The following is a 23282-nucleotide window of genomic DNA, read 5'->3' as shown; positions in this document are numbered from 1 at the left end:
TGCCGCACCCATCGGAGCGGCCTGCAGACGGACCGACTGAAGGAGCACCCGTGGACTTCGACGTTCTCATCGAGATCCCGAAGGGCGGCCGCAACAAGTACGAGGTGGACCACAAGACGGGCAGGCTCCGCCTCGACCGCACGCTGTTCACCGCCACGCAGTACCCCGCGGACTACGGCTTCATCGAGGACACCCTCGGTGAGGACGGCGACCCGCTGGACGCGCTCGTGCTCGTCCAGGAGCCGACGTTCCCGGGCTGCCTGATCCGCTCGCGCGCCATCGGCATGTTCCGGATGAAGGACGAGAAGGGCGGGGACGACAAGGTCCTCTGCGTCCCGGCGGACGACCCGCGCCAGGAGCACCTGCGCGACATCCACCACCTGCCCGAGTTCGACCGGGCGGAGATCCAGCACTTCTTCGAGATCTACAAGACCCTCGAGCCGGGCAAGAGCGTCGAGGGTGCCTCGTGGGTCGGCCGGGCCGACGCCGAGCGCGAGATCCTCGCCTCCCGCAAGCGCGAGGAGGACGCGAAGGCCGCCGAGGCCGCCGCGCTCGAGGCGGGCGAGACCCCCCAGCACTGAGCGGTCGTGCGTGGCGAGTGGTGCTCTGGCACCACTCGCCACGCACGGGCGGCGTCAGTCGCCCTTGCTCCAGGTCTCCTCCAGCGCCGTGCTGAAGCGGCCGAGCAGCCGGGTCAGCATGGCCTGGTCCTCGGGGGTCCAGTCCGCGAGCAGGGCCGCGATGCGGGTGTTGCGCTGTTGGCGGTTCTCCTCGAAGACCCGCCTGCCCTCCTCGGTCGCCGCGATGAGCGAGGCCCGCCCGTCCTCGGGGTCCGGGGTGCGGGCCACGTAGCCGAGCCTGCCGAGCTGGGCGATCTGCCTGCTGACGGTCGACGGGTCCGACCGGACCGCCTCCGCCAGCGCGCCGGGCCGCTGCGGTCCGTCCTTCACCAGGTGCACGAGCAGCAGGTAGGCCGACCGCTCGACGGCGTTCGGGTTCTCCGCCTGGTACTGCGCCTGCATCCGGTCGAACAGGCGGATCAGGCGGGCGAGCTGGGTGCCCAGCTCGTCCGCCCGCTCCACGGACTGCGCGGCCTCCTCGTTCACACGCGCTCGAACAGCGCGGCGAGGCCCTGCCCGCCACCGATGCACATCGTCTCGACGCCGTAGCGGGCGTCCCGGCGCACCATCTCCCTGGCCAGGGTGGCCAGGATCCGGCCGCCGGTCGCGCCGACCGGGTGGCCCAGCGAGATCCCCGAGCCGTGGACGTTCATCCGCTCGAAGTCGCTCGGGGTGAACCCCCACTCGCGGGTGCAGGCCAGCACCTGCGCGGCGAAGGCCTCGTTCAGCTCGATCAGGTCGACGTCCTTGAGCGCCACCTCGGCCTGGTCGAGCGCCTTGGCCACGGCCGGGACCGGGCCGATGCCCATCGTCTGGGGCGCCACGCCGCCCACCCCCCAGGACACGAGCCGGACCAGCGGGCGCAGCCCCAGCTGCTCGGCCTTCTCCGGGGTGGTGACGATGCAGATCGCCGCCCCGTCGTTCTGCCCGGAGGCGTTCCCCGCGGTGACCGTGGCCTCGGCGTCCTGCTTGCCCATGATCGGGCGCAGCCTCGCGAGGGTCTCCACCGACGAGTCCGGCCGGATGTGCTCGTCGCGCTCCACCACGGTGTCGCCCTTGCGGCCCTTCACCGTGACCGGGACGATCTCCTCGGCGAAGATCCCCGACGCCTGCGCCGCGGCCGCCTTCTGGTGCGACCGCACGGCGAACTCGTCCTGCTCCTCGCGCGGGATCGAGTACTCCTTGCGGAGGTTCTCCGCCGTCTCGATCATGCCGCCGGGCACGGGGTAGTGGTCCCCGCCCGCCGTGACCCGCCCACGGGCGAGCGAGTCGTGCAGCATCACCCCGGGGCCGCCCTTGGCGCCCCAGCGCATGCTCGTCGAGTAGAAGGCGGCGTTGGACATCGACTCCGCGCCACCGGCGAGGACGACCTCCGACGCGCCGGTCTGGACCTGCATCGCGGCGTAGAGCACGGCCTGCAGGCCCGAGCCGCACCGACGGTCGATCTGCAGCCCGCCCGCGGTGATCGGGATGCCGGCGTCGAGCGCGGCCACCCGCCCGAGCGCCGGGGCGTCCATCGTGGGGTAGCAGTTGCCCAGCAGCACGTCGTCGACCGCGGAGGTGTCCAGCCCGGTCCGCTCGACGAGCGCGGCGATCACCGTGGACGCCAGCGTCTTCACCGGCACGTCGCGCAGCGAGCCGCCGAACCCGCCGACCGGGGTCCGCAGCGGCTCGCAGATCACCGCATCACGCATGTCTGCCCCATCTTTCGGATGTCACGAGTTCAGCTGTACTGGCGGACGAGCCACTCGGCGACGAGCGCGGGCCGCTCCGAGCCCTCCAGCTCGACGGTCACGGTGAGGGCGAGCTGAGCGGCGCCGTCCTTGGTCTGCTCCACCCCCGCGAGCACGATGTTCCCGCGCACCTTGCTGCCCACCGGCACCGGCGAGGTGAACCGCACCTTGTTGAGCCCGTAGTTGATGCCCATGCGCACACCGTCGACGCGGTAGGTCTTCGCCACGAGCACCGGGAGCAGCGACAGGGTCAGGAAGCCGTGCGCGATCGTCGTGCCGAAGGGGCCCTCGGCGGCGCGCTCCGCGTCCACGTGGATCCACTGGTGATCACCGGTCGCCTCGGCGAACTGGTCGATGTGGGCCTGTTCCACGGTCACCCATTCCGAGGTGCCGAGGTGCTCGCCCACCAGGCCGCTGATCTCGTCCACACCATTGAAGACGCGCATGTCCACCCTTTCCGCGCAGGAGCCGGTCACCGTCACCCTGCCACACGGGAGGGGTCCCGTCGGGCGGCTCGTGGGACAGCTAACTCAGCGGGCGAACGCGCCGCGGAACTCCAGCTGGACGGGTGTGCCCGCGGGCTCGCCCGCCTCCCCCGCACCGGGCGCCACCACGGTCACCTGCAGCGAGATCTCGATCCGGCGCCCGGGCAGCGGCCGCACCCGGAAGACCCCCTGCACGCGGTGGGCGGCGCCCTCGATGGGCTCCGGTTCCGGGGCCTCGGCGAGCGCCAGGGCGGGCCCGGCGCGCAGCAGCCCCCGGACGGCGACGACGTCGTGGCGGACCCGGCGCAGGTCCGCGCAGGCGAGCCACCGCGGACCGGTGGGTGCCCGGTCCGCACCCGCCGACTCGGTGAACTCGACGGACAGCTCGGGGTCGGCGCCGAAGACCGGCAGCACCAGGACCCCCCAGCCGACGGGGGCGGCGAGGTCCGGCGAGCCCGGCCTGCGGACGACGGCGCGCGCACCCGGCGCGTCGAGCAGGTGCACCGCCGCGGCGCCGGGATCGGGCGAACGCGGGTCGGTCAGCTCCGCCGTCATCCGCCACCTCCCCTGCTCGCCGGTCGTCGGGCCCTGGAGCGGTCAACGACCGCCCGGTGGCCTGGTTCTTCGACGGGTCACCGGAAAGGCCCAGCTCGGGGACGCAGCGTGAGCGGAATCGGACACCGGCCATCCGTTCGAGGGCCGCGCGCTCCGGTCGGCGGCCCGGCCGTCACGCGGGGGTCCGTCTGCTGGGTCACACTCGTCACCCCACCGTGCCATGATCCACCCGCTTCGGGTTGAACCTCGCCCGTTCGGTCCACCGCCCGCACCCGGTTGCTCCGTTCGGCGAGCCGGCGCTCCGGGCACTATCGTGCCGCTGCGCGGTGGGAGCGGGGGTGGAGCAGGGAATGGACCAGGAGGCGGCCCAGGCGGCGGCCCCGCACCCACCCTGCGGCACGGTCCACGAGGGTGTGCCGTTCGCGACCCCGGAGCAGCTCGCGGCCGAGCTGGCCGAGCCGCTCGGAGCGGCGCTCGAGGCGGGCGGGCCCGTCGTCGTGGCGGTGGAACCGGACAACCGGGCGGCGCTCACCGCGGTGTTGGGCACCGCGGCGTCGGCGGTGGACTGGCGAGAGCTCGACGAGGTGCACCGGGTGCCTCCGTTCACCGTGGCGACGCGGTGGGCGCGGCTGAGCCGTCGCACCCCCAGACCGGAGCAGCGGACGACGGTGGTCGCCCAGCACAGCGCGCGCCTGGGGCTGGACCTCGGCCACTGGGCCCGGCTCGACGCCGCGCTCACCGTCGCCCTCGCCGGGCTCCCCGTCACCATGCTGTGCGCCTGCCCCGAGGACGGCGACCTCGACCTGCTGCGCGCCACCCATCCCGCGCTGCGCGTCGGCGGGGCGAGCGTGCCCACCGACGCCGTGCGCGATCCCCTCGGGGTGCTGGCCGAGTTCCCGCCGCCCCCGCCGCCCGACCTCGGGCCGCCCGTCGCCGAGCTGGCCTTCACCCAGGCCACGCTGTCCGCCGTCCGCAGGCTGGTCACGCAGGTCTCGCCCACGGCGGGCCTGGACCCCGAGCGCGTCGCCGATCTGGTGCTGGCGGTCAACGAGATCGCGACGAACAGCGCCGAGCACGGTCCCGGCGCGGGCAGGCTGCGGCTGTGGGGCGGCGCGGGCCGGGTCGTCGCCGAGGTCTACGACGTCGGGCGGATGGACGTGGCCTTCCCGGGCCTGGTGGCGCCGCCGCCGTCCGGTGAGCGGGGCCGCGGGCTCTGGCTCGCCTCCGAGCTCAGCGACGTCCTGCAGGTGTGGAGCGACGCCGCCGGGACCACGGTCCGGCTGGTGGTGGAGACGGAGGCGGCGGACGGGTCGGCAGGCGCCCCGTGAGCGAGGCGGTCGCCCGGTTCGTCGACCTGGTCCGCGGTCCGGAGCCCCCGCTGGACGAGGCGGCGCTCGCGCTCGCCGCGGGTGCCGATCCCGATCTGGAGCCCGAGCGCTGGCTCGGCGAGCTCGACCGGCTGGCCGCGGGCGTGGACTCGCTGCCCGCCCTCGTCCGGCGGCTGTTCGTCGAGGAGGGCTTCGCGGGCGACACGGGCGACTACGGCGACCCGCGCAACTCGCTGCTCCCGGAGGTCCTGACCCGCAGGCTCGGCATCCCGATCACCCTCGCGGTGGTGTGCATCGAGGTGGGCAGGCGGGCCGGGATCGCGCTGGAGGGCGTCGGCATGCCGGGGCACTTCCTGGTGCGGGTGCCGCACAGCGGCCACCTGCTGGACGTCTTCGACCGCGGCCGCCGCCTCGACCGCACGGACTGCGCGGAGCTGTACCGCCGCGCGACGGGCTCGACGGCCCCCTTCGGCCCGCACCTGCTGCCGCGCGTCTCGACCCGGGAGATCCTGCTGCGCATGCTGGAGAACCTGCGCGCCGCCCAGCGGCGCCGGGGTGGGCCCGCCGACCGCGAGTGGGTGCTGCGGATGCGCCTGGCCCTGCGCTCCGACGCCGACGCCCTGGTGGAGCTGGGCGAGGTCCTGGCCGCGCAGGCCCGCTGGGACGAGGGCGCCCGGCTCATCGCCGCCTACCTCGCGAGCGGTGACCAGCCCCCGGAGGTCGCCGAACGCCTCCGTCGCACCGCCGCCGGACTCCTGGCACACCTCAACTGATCCCGTGAGTGGCGATAGTCGCCATGGCGACTATCGCCACTCACGATCCCGTGGCGGCTACCTTCTGCTGCATGGCGACCCCAGGGGCCTCGCGCGGGCCGGAGATCCAGTCCGTGGCGCGCGCGTCGACGGTGCTGGGGTTGGTGGTGGACAGCGAGGCCGGGCTGACCACGACGGAGATCGCCCGGGCCACCGGGCTGACGGTGAGCACCGTGCACCGCCTCGCCCACACCCTGGTGGCGGGCAACCTGCTGTGCCGGGACGCCGAGCGCTTCCTCCCCGGTCCGCTGCTGCTCCGGTTGGCGCGCAAGGCGCTGGGCAGCTCCGGGGTGCCCGAGGCCGCGGACGTGCTCAAGGAGCTCGCCGACCGCACCGGCGAGACCGCGAGCATCGGCATGCGGCGCGGCGACGAGGTGCTGATCGTGCTGTCCGTCCCGTCCACCCGCCCGCTGCGCTACATCGGACGACCCGGCGCGCGGGTGCCGCTGCTGGAGTCCGCGATCGGCTGCGCCATCGTCGCGTTCGGCCGGGATCCCGTGCACGAGGCCGCGGAGGTGCTCACCCGCACCGGCGGTCCCGAATCGTGGACGACCGAGGTGGACCTGCTGGCCACGCAGTTCCGGGGCTACGCCGTGCTCGACGACCCCCACGACCCCTCCCTGCGCGCCCTCGCCGCGCCGGTGGTCGGAGCCGGCGAGCACGTCCGGATGGGTGTGGAGATCCAGGGCCCCGCCAGCAGGCTCACCGACGACACGCTCGACGGGCTCGGGTCGGTCGTGCGGTCCGCCGCCGACGCCCTGGAGGGGCTTCCGGTGTCCATGGCCTTCGGCGACTTCTGACCGGACATTTACACGCTCCCGCAGCTCGTGACCGGACATTCCACGATGCGCAACTGTGTCCCGCATCCCGCAAACGACCGTTGACCGACCCCCACCGGCCTGCCTAACCTCGGGTCAGCCGATCGAGGGAAAGGAGGCGTCGTGGGTACGGACGAGATCGTCGTGTCGCCGAACCACGTCGTCTTCGACCTGCCCGAGATCGTGGCGGTCGAGGAGGGCCTGTTCTCCGCCGTCGGGCTGTCGGTGCGGTTCGCCGACGGGTCCGACCGCTCGGCGGACGCGCGCCGCGATCCGGCGGTGCGCCACAAGGAGTCCCTGTTCAGCACCGCCCGCGCGGACGTCTACAACGTCTGCGAGTGGGGCGGGATCGACCGGCTGGAGCGAGACACCCGCGGCGGCCGGATCGGCCACCTGCGGGCGGCCGTCGTCGCCCAGGCCCTGGTCAGCATGGACGACGACCTCAACGAGCCGCACGACCTGGCGGACGTCCCGGTCTCGGTCAACGACTACACCGGCTCGCACTACACGGCGCTGCACCTGCTGGAGGGCACCGTCCCCCGCGAGCGGATCGTGCTCGAGCACGTCGGCCCGCCCGCGCGCCGGCTCGAGCGGCTGCTCGCCGGCGAGTCCCGCGCCACGATGCTGATGGAACCGTTCCTGTCCAAGGCACTCGCCCACGGCGCGCACGTGCTCGGCACCTACACCTACCGCGGTTCGCAGGTCATCGCCCCGCACCTCACGGCGGAGCAGCAGGAGGCCTACCGGACCGCCGTCGACAAGGCCGTGGACCTGATCAACGCCGACCGGGCCCGGTGGGCGCCGACGATCGCGGCCGAGGCGGACCTCGACCCGGCCCTGCTGCGCCCGGACTACCACCGCTACACCCACATCGTGCCGTTCACCGAGCGCCGGTTCACCGAGACCTACGCCTGGATGCGCTCCTGGCGTCTCACCGACGGCCGCTCGGGCTACGAGACCCTGCGGGGGCTGCGGTGAACCTCACCCGGCGTCGGCACGTGGACCACTGCGCCATCAACGGCGGGACGTGTCCGGGGCGCTGAGCGCCCCCGTCTCCCCCACCCGTCTCCCCCACGTCCCGGCCCGCGCCGGTCTTTCTGGAGCACCCTCATGCGTCCCCCGCTGCTCGATCGCGGCCTCGATCGCCGCACCCTCCTCCGCGCCGCCCTGTTCGGCGGCGCCGGGCTCGCCGCCGCACCGCTGCTCGCCGCCTGCGGCGGCGCGGCCCCCACGGGCACCACCCTCGCCGCACGCGTCGAGGACACCCAGGCGGGGACCGCGGGGGCGGTGATCCGCCCGATCAGCGAGCAGCGGGGTCTGGTCGGGAACCTCGACCTGACCTACGTCGCGGGTTCGGGTCCCGGAGACGTCCAGAACAAGCTGCTCTCGGGCGCTCTCGACGTGGCCAGCATGGGGCCGCTCGGCGCGGTCGTCGCCGCCGAGGCGGGCGCGGACGTCGTGCTGTTCTCGACCAGCCTGAACAACCACGTCCGCGTCCTGGTCCCGGAGAACAGCCCCTACCGGACGGTCGCCGACCTGCGCGGCAAGAAGATCGCGACCCCGCCGAACAACAGCGACGCCTTCCGCTCCACGCAGCTCGCCCTCGCCGTCAACGGCACCGACTTCACCGCGGAGCACCAGCTGTTCCCCGGCGCGGTCCTGGCGGGCCTCGCCTTGTTCGACCGGGGTGACGTCGACGCGATCGTCACGATCGAGCCCAACGCCACCCGGCTCGTCGGCAAGGGTGCCCGGCAGCTCGCGACGATCGGTGAGCTGTGGTCACAGGGCACCGGGGAGGACCCGAACGCGTTGTTCCTCAACGGTCAGGGCGCGACCCGCGCCTGGGTCGACGGCAACCGTGAGACCGCGACCGCGCTGGCCACCCTGCGGCTGAAGGCCCACGAGGCGATCCAGGAGAACCCCCAGCTGCTCGCCGACCTGGCGGGCTCCTACGGCATCCCCGCCGAGGAGCGGGCGGCGATCGCCCTGCTCCCGGAGCGGATGAAGTCCGTCTACCCGGTGGTCTGGGGCGACTCGGTGTTCGGCAACCTGCGCCGCCAGACCGAGGTCGCGCAGCAGGTCGGCCTGATCAAGGCCGCACCCGCCCAGGCGCCCTGGCTGGATCTCGGAGGATCCGCATGACCGCGACCGAGGTCCGCCCCGGCCCGGTCGCGGCCGCCGTGGCCAAGGCCCCGCGCCCCCGCAGGCGGCTGCGGTTCCTGCCCGCAGTGCTGTTCCTGGTGCTGCTGGCCGCCGCCTGGCAGCTCATGGCGACGCTGCTGGACTCCGTCCTCGTCCCCGGCGTGCCCGCGATCGTGACCGAGCTGGTGGACATCGTCTCGGACGGATCGTTCCTCGACCAGCTCGGCATCACCGTGCTGCGCGTGGGGCTCGGGTTCGCCCTGGCGTTCGTGGTGGCCGTGGTCGTCGGGATCGCGATGGGGCGCAACGAGTTCGCGCGCCGGTTCTTCGAGCCCGCGGTGCTGCTCGGGCTCACCATCCCCGGTCTGGTCTGGGCCCTGCTGTGCGTCATCTGGTTCGGGATCGACCTGGTCAACCCGGTCGCCGCGGTCGCGCTGTCCTCGGCGCCCGCGCTGATGCTGCAGATCTACCAGGGCACCCGGTCGGTGGACCCGGACCTGCTGGAGATGGCACACGTCTACCGCTTCTCGCGGCGGGTCACCCTCCGCAAGCTCTGGCTGCCCGCGCTCGCCCCGTCGCTGTTCGCGGGCGCCCGGCTCGGGCTCTCGCTGGGCTGGAAGGTGATCGTGCTGGTCGAGGTGTTCGGCATGTCCTCCGGGGTCGGCTACCAGCTCAACAACGCCTTCGCCGCGCAGAACGTCGCCGCCGTGCTCGCCTGGACCCTGCTCTTCGCGATCGTCATGGCGATCCTCGAGTACGGGATCCTGCAGGGCCTCGAGAAGCGGGTCTCCCGCTGGCGCAAGGCGGTGAGCGTGTGAGGCTCGAGGGGATCGGCAAGACCTTCGTCGACGCCCGCAGCGGCACCCCGCAGCAGGTCCTCGCGGACTTCTCACTGACGGTCGAGCCTGGCGAGCTGGTCGCGGTGGTCGGGGCGTCCGGCACCGGCAAGACCACGTTGCTGCACGTCGTGGCCGGGCTGGTGCAGCCGGACACCGGCACGGTGGAGACCGGCGACCCGCGGCTCGGGATCGTGTTCCAACAGCCCCGGCTGCTGGACTGGCTCTCGGTGCGGGAGAACATCACCCTCGCCTGCCACGACGGCGCCAAGGCCGACGAGGTGCTCGCCGCCGTCGGGCTGACCGAGTACGCGGGCTCCTACCCGACGGTGCTCTCCGGCGGGCAGCGCCAACGCGTCGCCGTGGCCCGCGCGTTCGCCGTGGAACCGGACCTGCTGCTGCTCGACGAGCCGTTCTCCGCGCTCGACGAGCTCACCGCCCGCAAGCTCCGCCTGCTCCTGCAGGACCTCTGGATGCAGCGGCCGCGCACCGGCCTGCTGGTCACCCACAACCCGCTCGAGGCCGCGTTGCTGGCCGACCGCGTGATCGTGCTCGCGGGCAGACCCGCCCGGATCGCCGCGGAGTACCGCGTGGACCGGGAGCGGCCGCGGTCGGCCGAGGACCCGCACCTGTTCGAACTCCACTCCCAGATCGTCGCCGCACTCTAGGAAGGAACCACCATGACCCGCCCCAAGGTGACCATGGAGCTGCTCTCCCTGGTCTTCTCGCTGCCCCAGCTCGTCGCGAAGGACGAGGGCTACTTCGACGACGAGGGCGTCGACGTCGAGTTCGTGACCAAGGACTACGCCCGGGCAGGCATCTCCCCGGTCGAGGACCACCAGCTGCTGAGCTCGTTCGGCTCGACCAAGTCCCACTTCGAGTCCGGCGAGGCGTCCCTCTACCGCGCCTGCGAGTGGGGCCAGGTCCGCCGCACCCAGGACACCACCGTCGGCGGCCGGATCGTCTCCAAGCGCGCCGCGGTCAACGGCCAGGCGATCATGGTCCGCGGCGACCACCCGGCCACGCACCCGCAGGACCTCGCGGGCAAGACCGTCGCGGTGAACTTCCACCACGGCTCGCACTACGTCGCGCTGCAGACCCTCGAGGGCTTCCTGCCCCGCGAGGAGATCAAGATCGCGCACTACGGCGGCCCGCAGGTCCGGTTCGAGGCGCTGCGCGACGGCACCGTCGAGGCCGCCGCACTGATGGAGCCGTGGATCACCCTGGCCGAGAAGCAGGGCTACAAGGTGCTGGCCGAGGCGTTCTACGTCGGCGCCGAGATCGCCAGCCCCGAGGTCGACGCGGACACCCACGAGCGCATCAACCGCGCCGTCGTCCGGGCCGTGGCGAAGATCAACGAGGACCCGCGCCCGTACCTGCACCACCTCACCGCGGAGATCCCCGCCGAGCTCGGCACCGTGGAGCCGCACGAGATCCCGCTCGGTCGGCTGCGCTACGTCGACCCGGCCCCGTACCCGCAGGACCAGTTCCAGCGCACCTACGACTGGATGGTCTCGTGGGGTCTGATCGAGGACACGAACAGCTACGACGGGCTCGTGAAGAACCTCGTCGAGGTCTGACCCGCGTCTGGCCGCTCTACGTCGGCGGGTTCCTCGGGCCCTACGCCAGCACCATGGTCACGCCGATGGTGCACGAGGTCGCGGCCGGTCTGGACTCCACCCCGGAGCTCGCGGCGGGCGCGGTCACGGCCTACATGCTGCCGTTCGCGGCGTTGATGCTGGTCAGCGGCACCCTCGCCGAGCGGTGGGGGCGCGCGCGGACCATGCGGGTCTCGCTGCTGCTGTTCGTGGTGGCGTGCGCGGCGTGTGTGCTGGCACCGACGATGGAGTGGTTCCTCGCCGCCCGGGCGGCGCAGGGCGCGACGAACGCCTTCACCACCCCGCTGTTGGTCGCGGCGATCACCGACCTGGTCCCGCGGGACCGGCTCGGGCGGGCGCTGGCGCTCTTCGCGGGGCTGCAGGCGGCCGGGCAGGCGGCGAGCCCGCTGGTCTCGGGACCGTCCGCCGCGGTGGACTGGCGGCTGGCGTTCGGCTTCCCCGCCGTGGTGGCCCTGGTCCTGGCCGTCTGCTCGCCGACGATGACGACGGGGACGCCCCGCGGGCGGCCGTCCGTGCGGGCGTTGGCCAACCGGAACCTGGCGCTGGCCTGTGCGTTGTCGTTCCTGTGCTACCTCGGCGCGGTCGGGTTGACGGTGCTGTCGATCCTGCGGGCGGAGGAGGAGTTCGGGCTGGGGCCGTGGCAGCGGGGGCTGCTCGCCGCCGCGTTCGGCGTGGCGGGTCTGCTCGCGGCCCCGCTGCTGGGTCGGCGGCTCGACGCGTTCGGCCCGAGACGGACGGGCGTCGCGATGAACGTGCTGCTCGCCGCGGGTCTGCTGGTCGCGGCGCTCGGCCCGACGGTTCTCGTGCTGGGGGTCGGGATCGCGGCCGTCGGCGTCGCGGTGACCGGCCTGCGCACCACGGTCAACTCGGTGGCCGCCACCAGCGCGCCGGACAACCGGGCGGGCGCGGCCTCGCTGGCCCTGTCCTTCCAGTTCTTCGGCGGCGCACTGGCCCCGCTGCTGTGGGTGCCCCTGCACAGCGCCTACGGGGCCTGGGGGTTCGCCGCCACCGCGCTGGCCCCGCTCATCGCCCTGCTGCTCCTCGTCCGGGTCCCCGCTCGCCGGGGTGGGTAGCGTGATCGGCGTGCGTGCACTGATCACCAACGACGACGGCATCGACTCCCCCGGGCTCGTGGCACTCGCGCGCGGAGCGCTCGCGGCCGGGTTGGAGGTGATCGTCGCGGCGCCGCACGTGGACTCCACCGGCGTGGGCGCGTCGGTGTTCGCCGTGGTCGAGGACCGGCGGGTGCGGGTGCACGAGGCCGCGCTGCCGGGGGTCGACGCACCCGCCTGGTCCGTCGAGGGGCATCCGGCGTTCATCGTGCACTCGGCGTTCGAGGGCTGGCTGGAGCAGGCCCCGGACATCGTGTTGTCCGGCATCAACATCGGCGCGAACGTCGGCCTGTCGGTGATCCACTCCGGCACCGTCGGCGCCGCACTGACCGCGTCGATGCACGGCTGCTCCGCGCTCGCCACCTCGCTGGACTGCGGGCTCGACGGCGCCGCCGACGCACACTGGGAGGCGGTCGTCGATCTCCTCCCGCGCGCGCTGGAGCTGCTGACGGCCCGACCCGCGGGCACCGTGCTGTCGCTCAACGCCCCGGACCTCCCGAGCGCCGAGCTCGGCCCGCTGCGGGAGGCCACGCTCGCGTCGGTCGGCGCGGTGCAGGTCCGGATCGCCCACACCGCGGGTGTCGACGGCGCCCCCGCCACCTGGCAGGCGACCGTCACGAGCCCGGACGAGCCGCACGAGCCGGGCACCGACGTCGCCCTCCTGGCGGCCGGGCACCCGACGATCAGCGAGCTCCGCACGGTGTCGACCGTCCCCGGCCTGCTGTGACGCTGAGTCACCGAGAGGGCGGCTCTCGGTGACCTTCAGTACACGGGATGTTCACCTGAGCGGCCGCTGCGGCGCCCCCGAGGAGACGGTGCGCCACGACGCACTCCCGGATCGGGCGTGACCAGTGGCATAGCCCACACTGTGACGATGGGTGACGGGCAGGCACGACACGAGTGGTCCACCCGCTTCGCGCGTTCGGTGGCCGAAGAGATCCGCGGTGGCGTGGCCACCGGCGTCCTGAGCTGGGCGGAGGCCGATCTCCTGCTCGCCCGGCTGCGGATCGTGGTGGAACAGGCCCTGGAGCCGAGCCCGGTCTGACGACCGCGCGCGGCCTAGTGCTCGTCGCCGCCGGTGAGCAGCTCCTCCAGCTCGTCCGCGACGTGCACGACGTGCTGGAAGGGGCCGTCGAAGGCCGCCAGCTCCCCCTCGTGCAGCGGGATGGCGTGCCGGAAGACGACCACGCCGTCCTGCGCCACGACCCCGCCGACGGCCTGCTCGCCCGCCGCGGCGAGCAGGTGCGGCAGGTCGAGGTCGGTCAGCTTGCCCACCGGCGAGGCGATCTGCGCGCCCGGCTCACCGTCCGCACCGGTGATGCTCCGGACGACGACGAGCTGCGTGCGCTCCCCCGTCGTCGGCAGGTTGAACCACAGCTCGGTGTCGGTCGAGCGCATGATCTCGTACCGCACCCGGACGTAGGACACCAGATCGTCCCAGCTCGCCACGTCTGACCTCCCCGTCGGGCCGGACAGTCCGGCCCTGGCTGAAAACCCGAGGGCGACCCTACCGGTGAGCGACCGACCCGCGTCGAGACCTACCGCAGACCGAGCTCGCGCGCGATCAACATCTTCTGCACCTCGCTGGTGCCCTCGCCGATCTCGAGGATCTTGGCGTCCCGGTAGAACCGCCCGACCGGGTACTCGTTCATGAAGCCGTAGCCGCCGAAGACCTGGGTGGCGTCCCGGGCGTTGTCCATCGCGGCGTTCGAGGAGACCAGCTTGGCGATCGCGGCCTCCTTCTTGAACGGCTCGCCGCGCAGCATCTTCGCCGCCGCGGCGTAGTACGCCAGCCGCGCGGTGTGCGCCCGCGCCTCCATCTCGGCGATCTTGAACTGGATGGCCTGGTACTTGCCGATCGGGTGGCCGAAGGCCTCGCGCTCGTGGGCGTAGCGCACCGACTCGTCGACACAGCCCTGGGCCAGACCCACCGAGAGGGCCGCGATGGCGACCCGTCCCTCGTCGAGGATGGACAGGAACTGGGCGTAGCCGCGGCCCTGCTCGCCGAGCAGGTTCTCCCGCGGCACCCGGACGTCGTCGAAGAACAGCTCGCGGGTGTCGCTGGCCGACCAGCCGACCTTGGAGTACTTCTCGCTCACCGTGAAACCCGGGGTCCCGGCGGGCACGATGATCGCGGAGATCTCGGTCGGCGCGGTCCGGGCGGTGACCGTGACCAGCGACGTGATGTCGGTGCCGGAGTTCGTGATGAAGCATTTGGACCCGTTGATCACCCACTCGTCGCCGTCGAGCCGGGCGGTGGTGCGGGTGGCGCCCGCATCGGACCCGCCGCCGGCCTCGGTGAGCCCGAACGCGCCCAGCCGCTCGCCCGCCGCGAGCGCGGGCAGCCAGCGGGCCTTCTGCTCGTCGGTGCCGAAGCGGTGGATCGGCATCGCCCCCAGCCCGACGCCCGCCTCCACCGTGATCGCGACCGACGAGTCGACCCGGGCGAGCTCCTCGAGGGCCAGGCAGAGCGCGAAGTAGTCCCCGCCCATGCCGCCGTGCTCCTCGGGGAACGGCAGCCCGAACAGGCCCATCGCGCCCATCTTGGCCACGATCTCGTAGGGGAACTCGCCGCGCTCGTAGAACTCCCCGATGACCGGGGCGACCTCCTTCTGCGCGAAGTCCTCCACGGTCGCCCGCAGTGCCGCGTGTTCCTCGCTCAGCTCCAGGTCCATGGGTGCGATGTTAATGAACGTTAACGTCGATCGCCACTCAGGTGCGTCACAGGGGGCTGCCCTACGGTGTCCGGGTGCGCCTGCTGCTGGTCGAGGACGAACGCCCGCTGGCCGAGATGGTCCGGCGCGGCCTCGTGCGCGAGGGCCACAGCGTGGACGTCCGACACGACGGGCCGTCGGGGTTCGACACCGCCCTCCGGGGCGGCTACGACGTGCTGATCCTCGACATCATGCTGCCGGGGCTGTCCGGGTACCGGATCCTCGAGCGGCTGCGCGCGGCCGGCGTCTGGACCCCGGTCCTCATGCTCACCGCGAAGGACGGCGAGTACGACGAGGCGGACGCCTTCGACCTCGGCGCCGACGACTACCTCACCAAGCCCTTCTCCTTCGTCGTCCTGCTGGCCCGGTTGCGGGCCCTGCAGCGCCGCGCAGGAGACGCGCGGCCCGCGGTGCTCACCGTCGGCGACCTGTCCCTGGACCCGGCGCGCCACCGTGTGCACCGCGGGGACACCGAGATCACGCTGACCCCGCGGGAGTTCGGGGTGCTCGAGCACCTGATGCGCCGCGCAGGCGAGGTGGTGACCAAGACCGACATCCTGCGCGCGGTCTGGGACGCCCACTACGACGGCGAGGTCAACGTCGTCGAGGTCTACGTGGGCTACCTGCGCAAGAAGATCGACGCCCCCTTCGACACCCACACCATCGAGACCCTCAGGGGCGTCGGCTACCGCATGGCCGAGTGAGTCCCGGGGTCCGTCACCGCTGCAGGGGCGGGACGACCGGGAGCGGGCCCGTCGGGTTGACGTCCGCCGGGCTGGTCGCGTCGCCGAGGCGGATCGGGGTGGGGCGGGTGGGCCCCGCGTCCGCCGGGTGCGGTCTCGGGCGGCGGGTGGGGCGCGGCACCGGGCGGGTGGGCTGGTCGGGTCCGCCGCCGGTGGGTGTCGGCCGGGTGGGCTGCTCCTCCCCGGTCCACGCGCCGTAGCCGGGTTCCGGCGCCGGGCGCGGGACGGGCGGGCGGTCGTCGTAGAGCACGGGCGCCGGTTCCGGGTCCGGGTCGGGCACGCCGGCGTCGACCAGCGGGAGCCGGATCCGGAACAGGGCGCCGCCGAGGGGCGAGTCGAGGACCTCGACGGTGCCGTCGTGCGCCGTGACGATCTCCTTGACGATCGCCAGGCCGAGCCCGGCGCCGCCGTCGGCGCGGGCCCGGGCGTCGTCGAGGCGGACGAACCGCTCGAACACCCGCCCGCGGTCCGCGGGGGGCACGCCCGCACCGTCGTCCGCCACGTCCACCACCGCGGACGCGCCGTCCGCGACGAGCGTGACGACCACCCGGGACCGGGCGTGCCTGCGCGCGTTGTCCACCAGGTTCCGCACGGCCCGCACCAGCTGCGCACGGTCACCGGAGACCCGCACGGGATCGGCGCGGACCTCCGGATCCACCCCGCCGACGTCCGACGGGCGCCCGCGCTCGGCCTCGACGATCTCGTCGAGGTCGACGTCCTCGCGGTGGGGCTGCAGGCCACGCTCGTCCGAACGGGCGAGCAGCAGCAGCCCGTCGACCAGGCGGTCCAGGCGGGCGGCCTCGCCGCGCAGGGTGTGGACCGTGGAGCGGTCCGCCTCGTCGACCGTGCCGTCGAGCAGCTCGAGCCCCGACGCGATGGTCGTCAGCGGGCTGCGCAGCTCGTGGCTGGCGTCCGCGACGAAGCGGCGCTGGATGACCTGGCTGCCCTCCAGCCTGCCGAGCATCTGGTTCATCGTCTCGGCGAGCATGCCCACCTCGTCCCGCGCGGCGGGCACCGGGACGCGTTGGCCCAGGTCGCGGTCGGTCAGTCCGGCCACCCGGGCGCGGATCGCCTCGACCGGACGCAGCGCGCGGCCCGCGAACAGGTAGGTGAACCCGCCGACCAGCACCACCAGCACCGGGATGCCGACCAGCACCATCGCCATCACCGTGTCGACCGCCCGGTGCAGGAAGTCCACGGGCTGCGCGGCGAGCACCGTGAAGTGCTGACCCGTCGGCGGGAACTCGAAGCCCTTCGCGAGCACCAGGACCTCGACGTCCTTGCCCTCGTTCAGCGTGACCCAGGTGTCGACCGTGTCCGTCTCGCCCGGCTGCAGGAGCAGGTCGGACATCAGCGGGTACTCGGGCAGCGGGTCCGAGGAGCCGATGTTCTGGACGTCCGGCTCGTGGTTCGGGTCGGCGTTGTAGTCGGTGACGACCTCGACGTAGTCCGAGCGCTTGCCGGTGGCCAGGATGGCGTTGCGCTTGATGTCGTCCGAGCCCGCGAAGTTCGCCGCCACCCGCTCGCCGAGCTGGGTGGCCTGCTGGTCCGCCGCCGCCATGATCTGCATCCGGAGGAGCGCGTTCAGCCCGAGGACGAGCGCGGCACCGGCCACCACCAGCACCACGGCGACGGTGACGGCCGCGGCGAGCGCGGTCGTCGTCCGCACACCCAGACGCGCGCGCAGCCGGTCCCGCACGCCTGATCCCGGTGCGCGAGCCATGCCGACCAGGGTAAACGCCGACCGCTGTGTATAGGCTGAACGGCCATGGCCGCGCCTCGCAGTGATCATCCCGCGGTCTCCCGCCGGGACCAGATCCTCCGCACGGCCGCGGTCCTGTTCGCCCGCCACGGCTACCACGGGGTCAGCATCGCGGAGCTCGGCGCGGCCGTCGGGATCAGCGGCCCGGGGCTCTACCGGCACTTCCCGGGCAAGGAGGCGCTGCTCGCGGAGCTGCTCGTGGACATCAGCGAGCGGCTGCTCGCCGGGGCCCGGGCGCTCACCGACGGCACACCGCGCGAGGTGGTGGCCGCCCTCGTCGACTTCCAGCTGGCCTTCGCGCTGCGCGAGCCCGAGCTGATCGTGGTGCAGGACCGCGACCTGGACAACCTGTCCGAGGACGACCGGCGCCGGGTCCGCCGGGTCCAGCGCACCTACGTGGAGATCTGGGTCGACGCGCTGCGCGGGCTGCATCCCTCGTGGGGCGCCGAGGAGGCCCGGGTCGCCGCGCACGGGGCGTTCGGGCTGCTCAACTCCACCCCGCACTCACGCCCGGCTCCCCACGACGTCGCGGACGTCCTGCGCCGCATGGCGCTCGCCGCGCTCCTGCCCCGCTGACCATCCCGGCCGGACGAGGATCCGGAGGCCGTTGAGACACACCAGCACGGTCGAGAGCTCGTGCCCCGCGACGCCGAGCGCCAGCGGCAGGGTCCCCACCAGGTCCCAGGTGACCAGCGCGACGATCACCGCCGCGGCGAACGCCAGGTTCGCCCGGGCGATCCGGCGGGCCCGCCGGGCCAGCACGACGAGCGGCGCGAGCGCGCCGAGCGGGTCCCGGACCAGCACCCCGTCCGCCGCCTCGACGCTGAGTGTGGCCGCCCCGTCGCCCACGGCCAGCCCGACGTGGGCGCCCGCCAGCAACGGCGCGTCGTTCAGCCCGTCCCCGACGGCGAGGGCGCGCGGGGGCAGGTGCGCGCTCTTCTCCGCGGGGGTCAGCCCGGCACGCACCGCGATGATCCCGGTCCGCGCCGCGACCGCCCGCGCCGGCCCCTCGGCGTCTCCCGTGAGCAGGGTGGGGGCGCCGACGGTGGTGCGCAGCGCCGCGATCGCCGCCCCCGCCCCGGCCCGGGGCTCGTCGGCGAGCACGAGCACCCCGACCGGCTCCTGGTCCGCCCACACCACGACCGCGGTGTGGCCGTCCCGCTCGGCCCGCTCGACCGCACGTTTCGTGCTCTCACTGCTGCACGATCGCGAGTCCTGTGCGCTCAGCGCGGTGCCCGCAACAGCGGGAGCACGATACGTGCCGTCCTGGTCGCCGATCCTCGGACGGCCGACCGTGACCTGCACCCGCGACCCCCCGTACAAGACGAGCGCGGTCACCCCCTCGCCGGGCAGGGCCTCCGTGTCGCGCGCGGTCGGGAGGCGCAGCGCCCGGCGTTCGGCCTCCCCCACCACCGCGCGGGCGAGCACGTGTTCCGACCCCTGTTCCGCCGCGGCGGCGAGGGCGAGGACCTCCGACTCGGACCAGCCCTCTGCCGGGACGACCGAGCGCACCTGCGGGCGGCCCGAGGTGACCGTGCCGGTCTTGTCGAGCACCACCGCGTCGACCTCGGCGAGCGCCTCGACGACCCCCGCCTCCTTGAGCAGCACGCCGCGCCGACCCGCGACGGCGATCGCGGCGAGCAGCGGCGGCATGGTCGCCAGCACGATCGCGCACGGCGACGCCACGATCATGAAGGTCATCGCCCGGAGCAGCGCCGCGCGCAGGTCCTCGCCGAGCAGCAGCGGCACCACGAACACGGCGATCGCGGCCGCGACCACGACGACCGAGTACCGCTGCTCGACCCGCTCGACCCACAGCTGGCGATCCGATTTGGTCTCGGCCGCCCGCTCGACCTGCGCGGCGATGCCGGCCACGACCGTCTCGCCCGGGTCGGTGCGCACCCGCACGGTCAGTGCCCCGGTGCCGTTGACCGTGCCCGCGAACACCGGGTCGCCCAGCTCGCGGCGGACCGGCAGCGGCTCGCCCGTGAGGCTCGACGCGTCCACCTCGCTCGTCCCGGACAGCACGACGCCGTCCGCGGGGATCTTCTCCCCCGGCCGCACCAGGACCTCGTCCCCGATCCGGAGGTCGGCGGCCCGCACCCGGGTCTCGACGGTGCCGTCGATCCGGTGGGCGGTCTCGGGGGCGAGGTCGAGCAGACCGGTGATGCTCGCCCGGGTGCGCGCGGTCATGACCGCCTCCAGCGCACCGGAGCTCGCGAAGATCACGATGAGCAGCGCGCCGTCCAGCCACTGGCCGATCGCCGCGGCCCCGAGCGCGGCGACGATCATGAGGATGTCGACGTCCAGGGTCCGCTCCCGCAGCGCCTGCAGCCCCGACCACGCCGGCTCCCAGCCGCCCGCGACGTAGCAGGCGACGTAGAGCAGGGCGACCAGCGGCCACGGCGCGCCCAGCAGGTCGGCGGGGACGGCCGCGGCGAACGCGACGAGCGCGAACACCGCGTGCCGCACCTCGGGGATCGAGAACATGCGTGCCAACATACCTTCGCATGCACGCATACAGGAACCTGCGTGCAGAGACACCTGTGAGACCGCTCAGATGTTCGGTAGACTCCGCACCGTGCACGAGGGCATCCCGGACTTCGCGATGCCGCCCGAGCAGGACGTACGCCGGGCGGCCGACTCCATGCGTCTGCTCGCCGACCCCACCCGGATCAAGATCCTGTGGGCGCTGCTGCAGGGTGAGACGTCCGTGGCCTGCCTCGCCGACCTCGTCGGCGCGGCGCCCACCGCGGTGAGCCAGCACCTGGCCAAGCTCCGGCTCGCCGGGCTGGTCGAGGGGCGCCGCGAGGGCACCTACGTCTACTACACCGCGGAGAGCGCGCACGTGCGCGCGCTGCTGAGCGAGGCGCTGGGCCAGGCGGCGAACCTCACCCGCTGAGCGGTCAGGTGCCGCAGAAGGTCACGAAGGGCGTGCCGTCCCCCGGGACGGCGTAACGCTCGAAGCCGGGGCGGACCTCGAAGGGCCGAGTCAGGACCTCGAGCAGCCACTGGAGGGGTTCGAGGTCGCCCGCCACCGCGGCGGTCAGCGCCTCGTCCACGAGGTGGTTGCGGGGGACGTAGACCGGGTTGGCCCGGTCCATCGCCGCCGGGTCGGGGTGCTCGGCCCGCCACCGCGCGAGCCACGGGCCCTCGACGGGGGCGGGGCCGCCGCGCAGGTGCTCCGCCAGCCCGCGCATCGTCGCGGTCAGGTCGAGGCGCTGCTCCGCGAGCACGGCGAACAGGTCGTCGAGCAGGGCACCGGGGGCCTCGGCCAGGCCGAGCTTGGCCTGCCAGCCCGCCCGCAGCGCGGTGTCGTAGGCGGCGGTGAAGCCGCGCACGACCTCCGTGGCCCGCTCGACGGCCGCGTCCTGGCTCTCGTCGATCAGCGGGAGCAGCGCCTCGCCCAGCCGGGCCAGGTTCCACTGCAGCACGGCGGGCTGGTTGCCGAAGGCGTAGCGGCCGCCGCGGTCGATGGAGCTGAACACGGTCGCCGGGTCGTAGACGTCCAGGAAGGCGCAGGGGCCGTAGTCGATCGTCTCGCCCGAGATCGTGGTGTTGTCGGTGTTCATCACGCCGTGGACGAACCCGACCTGCATCCAGCGCGCGACGAGCGCGGCCTGCGCCTCGACCACGCGCCGGTAGAAGTCCAGATAGTCGGTCGACCCGGGGTGGTGGCGGGCGATCGCGTGGTCGGCGAGCCTGCGCAGCAGCGCGACGTCCCCGGTCGCCGCCGCGTACTGGAACGTGCCGACCCGCAGATGGCTCGCGGCGACCCGGGCGAGCACCGCGCCCGGCTCGGGGCCGCGCTCGCGCAGCACCGGCTCCCCCGTCGCGAGGACGGCGAGCGACCGGGTCGTCGGGATGCCGAGGGCGTGCATGGCCTCGCTGACCACGTACTCGCGCAGCATCGGCCCCAGCGGCGCCTTGCCGTCCCCGCCGCGGGCGAACGGGGTCCGCCCGGATCCCTTGAGGTGCAGGTCACGACCGTCCGGCAGCTCGCCGAGCAGCAGGGCGCGGCCGTCACCGAGGCGCGGGCTGTAGTTGCCGAACTGGTGCCCGGCGTAGGCCATCGCCACGCCCTCGCCCAACAGGTTCTCCGGCGTGACGACGGCGGGGTCGATCCCGAGACCGGTGTTGACCAGCACCAGCTGCGCGTCCGGCGCGGGATCGGCCGTCCACGGCACCCCCAGCTCGGGCAGCGCGCGGGCGTAGCCGTTCTCCAGGGCGATGCCGACCGCGGTGCTCATGACCCCGAGGGTACGTGTCGGATCAGCCCCGGGCAGCGGCTCGGGCGGCGGCGGGATCGGGGGCGGCGCAGGCGGCCGCGGCGCGGTCCCGGCACTGCTCGAGGGTGACCTCGGCCAGGGCCGCGCCGACCGCCGCGAGCGACCCCGAGCCCATCGACAGGCTCGCCACACCCAGGCCGACCAGCACCGTGGCCAGCAGCGGGTCTGCCGCGGCCTCACCGCACACGCCCACCGGGACCCCGGTCTCCGCCGACGCCTCACCCAGCAGCCGCACCAGCCGCAGCAGGGCGGGCTGCCACGGGTCGTTGAGCGCGGCGACCGGCCCGGACTGGCGGTCGGCCGCGAACAGGTACTGGGCCAGGTCGTTCGTGCCGACGGACACGAAGTCCACCTCGGCCATGATCTCCCGGGCGGTGAGCACCGCGGCCGGGATCTCGATCATCACGCCCGCGGAGGTGATCCCGTGCGCGCGGCAGCGCTGCACGAAGAACCGGGCCTCCTCGGCCGTCGCGACCATGGGCGCCATGACCTTCAGCTCCGCGCCGGTCTCCTTGGCGGCCGCGGCGAGCCCGGCGAGCTGGCGCTCCAGGACGTCCGCGCCGTTGCCCGGGACGCGGGCGATCCGCAGGCCACGGACGCCGAGCGCGGGGTTCGGCTCGCCCTCGAGGGTGAGGAACGGCAGGGGCTTGTCCGCCCCCGCGTCGAGGGTCCGGGCGGTCACCGGCCTGCCGGCGAACGCGCTCAGCACGCCGTCGTAGACCTCGCGCTGGCGCTGCTCGGAGGGTTCCTCGGCGGCGGAGAGGAAGGCCAGCTCGGTGCGGAACAGCCCGACGCCCTCGGCCGCCCGGTCCGCCGCCTGCGCGGCCCCGGCCGCATCCCCGACGTTGGCCAGCAGGGGGACCCGGTGCCCGTCGGCGGTGCGACCCGTCCCGTCCCACGTCGCCTGCTGGGCGGCGGCGCCCTCGACCCGGGCCTCGGCGGCCGAGGCCACCTCCTCGACGGTCCCGGCCGACCCGTCGACGATCACGTAGTCGCCCAGCGACCGTGCCCCCGCGCAGCCCACCACCGCGGGGATCCCCAGCGAACGCGCCAGGATCGCGGTGTGGCTGGTCGGCCCGCCCTGCTCGGTCACCAGGGCGAGGGCGATGCCCGGCTGGAGCCCGGCCGTGTCCGCGGGCGCGAGGTCGGCGGCCACCAGCACGCACGGCTCGGACAGGTCCGCGACGCCCGGCGCGGGCAGGCCCAGCAGCTCGGCGACGATGCGGTCCCGCACGTCCCGCACGTCCGTCGCACGCTCGCCCATGTACCCGCCCATCCCGGCGAGCATGTCCGCGAACTGCGACCCGGCCTCCCACACCGCGCGTGGGGCGGGGCGCCCCCGGGCGACCAGGCCGCGGGCGTTGTCCAGCAGGGCCGGGTCGCCGACCATCGTGATGGTCGCCTCCAGGACCTCCCGCGCGTCCCCGGACGCCACGTCGGCCCGGGCCTGCAGTCGCGCGGCGACGAGCGACATGGCGGGTCCGATCCGGTCCGCTTCGGTGTCCGGATCGGTGGGAACGGGCCCGAGCGGCGGCTCACCCGGGGCGTCGGCCACCCGAACGACGCGGCCCCCGGCCCGGCCGGGGCTGGCGGGAATGCCCTGTAGCTGCATGAGATCTCCTCGGATGACTTCGCCGTGACCCGTTGACGAACACCAGTAGAACCCACATACTCGGACTCAAGCAAGCGCAATCGGGCAACAATCCGGGAGCAT

General features: G+C 73.8%; 25 protein-coding genes. 15 read left to right on the top strand and 10 right to left on the bottom strand.

The genetic code is table 11. The annotated features are described in order from the left end of the window. The first annotated feature begins 50 nt into the window (after positions 1-50). Positions 51-581 carry an inorganic diphosphatase gene (locus tag L3X23_RS27505; protein WP_093083166.1) on the top strand — a complete coding sequence of 177 codons (531 nt, stop codon included), beginning with the start codon at positions 51-53 and terminating at the stop codon, positions 579-581. Between the two features lie 54 nt (positions 582-635). Here L3X23_RS27505 and L3X23_RS27500 read toward each other — a convergent pair whose 3' ends face one another. The 4 genes from L3X23_RS27500 to L3X23_RS27485 form a co-directional block, all read right to left on the bottom strand. After that, positions 636-1106, bottom strand: a complete 471-nt coding sequence (locus tag L3X23_RS27500; RefSeq protein WP_237195693.1) for a MarR family winged helix-turn-helix transcriptional regulator — start codon at positions 1104-1106, stop codon at positions 636-638. Beyond that, complete coding sequence (locus L3X23_RS27495; protein ID WP_237195691.1) at positions 1103-2314, bottom strand: acetyl-CoA C-acetyltransferase; 1212 nt, start codon at positions 2312-2314, stop codon at positions 1103-1105. Before L3X23_RS27495 ends, L3X23_RS27500 begins: the two co-directional genes overlap by 4 nt. Positions 2315-2343: 29 nt before the next feature. Then, entirely contained in the window at positions 2344-2799 is a 456-nt protein-coding gene (locus L3X23_RS27490) for a MaoC family dehydratase (protein ID WP_237195688.1), read from the bottom strand. An 84-nt stretch (positions 2800-2883) separates the two neighbouring features. Then, positions 2884-3393: a hypothetical protein gene (locus L3X23_RS27485; protein ID WP_093083171.1), complete on the bottom strand. Its 510-nt coding sequence runs from the start codon at positions 3391-3393 to the stop codon at positions 2884-2886. Positions 3394-3731: 338 nt separating this feature from the next. Here L3X23_RS27485 and L3X23_RS36350 point away from each other — a divergent pair, with 338 nt between their 5' ends. The 11 genes from L3X23_RS36350 (at position 3732) to L3X23_RS27430 (ending at position 13105) form a co-directional block, all read left to right on the top strand. Next, the gene (locus L3X23_RS36350) at positions 3732-4721 is read left to right on the top strand and encodes an ATP-binding protein (RefSeq protein ID WP_237195686.1); all 990 of its coding nucleotides are present in this window, start codon (positions 3732-3734) and stop codon (positions 4719-4721) included. Next, entirely contained in the window at positions 4718-5494 is a 777-nt protein-coding gene (locus L3X23_RS27475) for a transglutaminase-like domain-containing protein (protein WP_237195684.1), read from the top strand. Before L3X23_RS36350 ends, L3X23_RS27475 begins: the two co-directional genes overlap by 4 nt. Positions 5495-5565: 71 nt before the next feature. Then, on the top strand, positions 5566-6333 hold the full coding sequence (locus L3X23_RS27470; RefSeq protein ID WP_237195681.1) for an IclR family transcriptional regulator: 768 nt from the start codon (positions 5566-5568) through the stop codon (positions 6331-6333). Between the two features lie 141 nt (positions 6334-6474). Then, on the top strand, positions 6475-7329 hold the full coding sequence (locus tag L3X23_RS27465) for a nitrate ABC transporter substrate-binding protein (protein ID WP_237195679.1): 855 nt from the start codon (positions 6475-6477) through the stop codon (positions 7327-7329). Between the two features lie 132 nt (positions 7330-7461). Then, entirely contained in the window at positions 7462-8493 is a 1032-nt protein-coding gene (locus L3X23_RS27460; protein WP_237195677.1) for an ABC transporter substrate-binding protein, read from the top strand. Beyond that, complete coding sequence (locus L3X23_RS27455; RefSeq protein WP_237195676.1) at positions 8490-9311, top strand: ABC transporter permease; 822 nt, start codon at positions 8490-8492, stop codon at positions 9309-9311. Before L3X23_RS27460 ends, L3X23_RS27455 begins: the two co-directional genes overlap by 4 nt. Further along, on the top strand, positions 9308-9997 hold the full coding sequence (locus L3X23_RS27450) for an ABC transporter ATP-binding protein (protein WP_237195675.1): 690 nt from the start codon (positions 9308-9310) through the stop codon (positions 9995-9997). The genes L3X23_RS27455 and L3X23_RS27450 overlap by 4 nt, the downstream gene beginning before the upstream one ends. A 12-nt stretch (positions 9998-10009) precedes the next feature. Then, positions 10010-10909, top strand: coding sequence for an ABC transporter substrate-binding protein (locus tag L3X23_RS27445; RefSeq protein ID WP_237195674.1), 900 nt, complete (start codon positions 10010-10012; stop codon positions 10907-10909). Continuing rightward, on the top strand, positions 10846-12021 hold the full coding sequence (locus L3X23_RS27440) for an MFS transporter (protein ID WP_308116947.1): 1176 nt from the start codon (positions 10846-10848) through the stop codon (positions 12019-12021). The genes L3X23_RS27445 and L3X23_RS27440 overlap by 64 nt, the downstream gene beginning before the upstream one ends. Positions 12022-12031: 10 nt before the next feature. Then, entirely contained in the window at positions 12032-12787 is a 756-nt protein-coding gene (gene surE / locus L3X23_RS27435) for a 5'/3'-nucleotidase SurE (protein ID WP_237195672.1), read from the top strand. A 147-nt stretch (positions 12788-12934) separates the two neighbouring features. Continuing rightward, the gene (locus L3X23_RS27430; protein ID WP_176921299.1) at positions 12935-13105 is read left to right on the top strand and encodes a hypothetical protein; all 171 of its coding nucleotides are present in this window, start codon (positions 12935-12937) and stop codon (positions 13103-13105) included. A gap of 14 nt (positions 13106-13119) precedes the next feature. On the opposite strand, the gene L3X23_RS27425 is transcribed toward L3X23_RS27430, so the two are convergent. Together L3X23_RS27425 and L3X23_RS27420 are read right to left on the bottom strand one after the other, a co-directional pair. Further along, positions 13120-13509: a hypothetical protein gene (locus L3X23_RS27425; RefSeq protein WP_093083192.1), complete on the bottom strand. Its 390-nt coding sequence runs from the start codon at positions 13507-13509 to the stop codon at positions 13120-13122. A gap of 89 nt (positions 13510-13598) precedes the next feature. Further along, on the bottom strand, positions 13599-14735 hold the full coding sequence (locus L3X23_RS27420; protein ID WP_237195671.1) for an acyl-CoA dehydrogenase family protein: 1137 nt from the start codon (positions 14733-14735) through the stop codon (positions 13599-13601). Between the two features lie 74 nt (positions 14736-14809). On the opposite strand from L3X23_RS27420, the gene L3X23_RS27415 reads away from it, so the two are divergent. Continuing rightward, positions 14810-15478, top strand: coding sequence for a response regulator transcription factor (locus L3X23_RS27415; protein WP_093083197.1), 669 nt, complete (start codon positions 14810-14812; stop codon positions 15476-15478). A gap of 13 nt (positions 15479-15491) precedes the next feature. On the opposite strand, the gene L3X23_RS27410 is transcribed toward L3X23_RS27415, so the two are convergent. Next, positions 15492-17240 (bottom strand): HAMP domain-containing sensor histidine kinase, encoded by a 1749-nt coding sequence (locus tag L3X23_RS27410; protein ID WP_237195669.1) that lies wholly within the window; start codon positions 17238-17240, stop codon positions 15492-15494. Between the two features lie 45 nt (positions 17241-17285). Here L3X23_RS27410 and L3X23_RS27405 point away from each other — a divergent pair, with 45 nt between their 5' ends. Continuing rightward, positions 17286-17855, top strand: coding sequence for a TetR/AcrR family transcriptional regulator (locus tag L3X23_RS27405; protein WP_237195667.1), 570 nt, complete (start codon positions 17286-17288; stop codon positions 17853-17855). Here the strand turns inward: L3X23_RS27405 and L3X23_RS27400 are convergent. Beyond that, complete coding sequence (locus L3X23_RS27400) at positions 17784-19769, bottom strand: heavy metal translocating P-type ATPase (protein ID WP_237195666.1); 1986 nt, start codon at positions 19767-19769, stop codon at positions 17784-17786. The two genes, L3X23_RS27405 and L3X23_RS27400, sit on opposite strands and share 72 nt — an antisense overlap. 91 nt (positions 19770-19860) lie before the next feature. Here L3X23_RS27400 and L3X23_RS27395 point away from each other — a divergent pair, with 91 nt between their 5' ends. Continuing rightward, a complete protein-coding gene (locus L3X23_RS27395; RefSeq protein ID WP_237195665.1) occupies positions 19861-20181 on the top strand; it encodes a metalloregulator ArsR/SmtB family transcription factor in 321 nt (106 codons plus the stop codon). 4 nt (positions 20182-20185) lie between these two features. Here the strand turns inward: L3X23_RS27395 and L3X23_RS27390 are convergent, their stop codons facing one another. Both L3X23_RS27390 and L3X23_RS27385 read right to left on the bottom strand, forming a co-directional pair. Next, entirely contained in the window at positions 20186-21529 is a 1344-nt protein-coding gene (locus tag L3X23_RS27390; RefSeq protein WP_237195664.1) for a YdiU family protein, read from the bottom strand. Between the two features lie 22 nt (positions 21530-21551). Continuing rightward, the gene (locus L3X23_RS27385) at positions 21552-23180 is read right to left on the bottom strand and encodes a phosphoenolpyruvate--protein phosphotransferase (RefSeq protein WP_237195663.1); all 1629 of its coding nucleotides are present in this window, start codon (positions 23178-23180) and stop codon (positions 21552-21554) included. Positions 23181-23282 lie beyond the last annotated feature (102 nt).

Origin of the sequence: Pseudonocardia sp. WMMC193, from assembly GCF_021728735.1 — a bacterium.
GTDB classification, from domain to species: Bacteria; Actinomycetota; Actinomycetes; order Mycobacteriales; family Pseudonocardiaceae; genus Pseudonocardia; species Pseudonocardia oroxyli.
The sequence above is the reverse complement of the archived record's forward strand: the minus strand, read 5'-3'. Positions and strand labels throughout refer to the sequence as shown.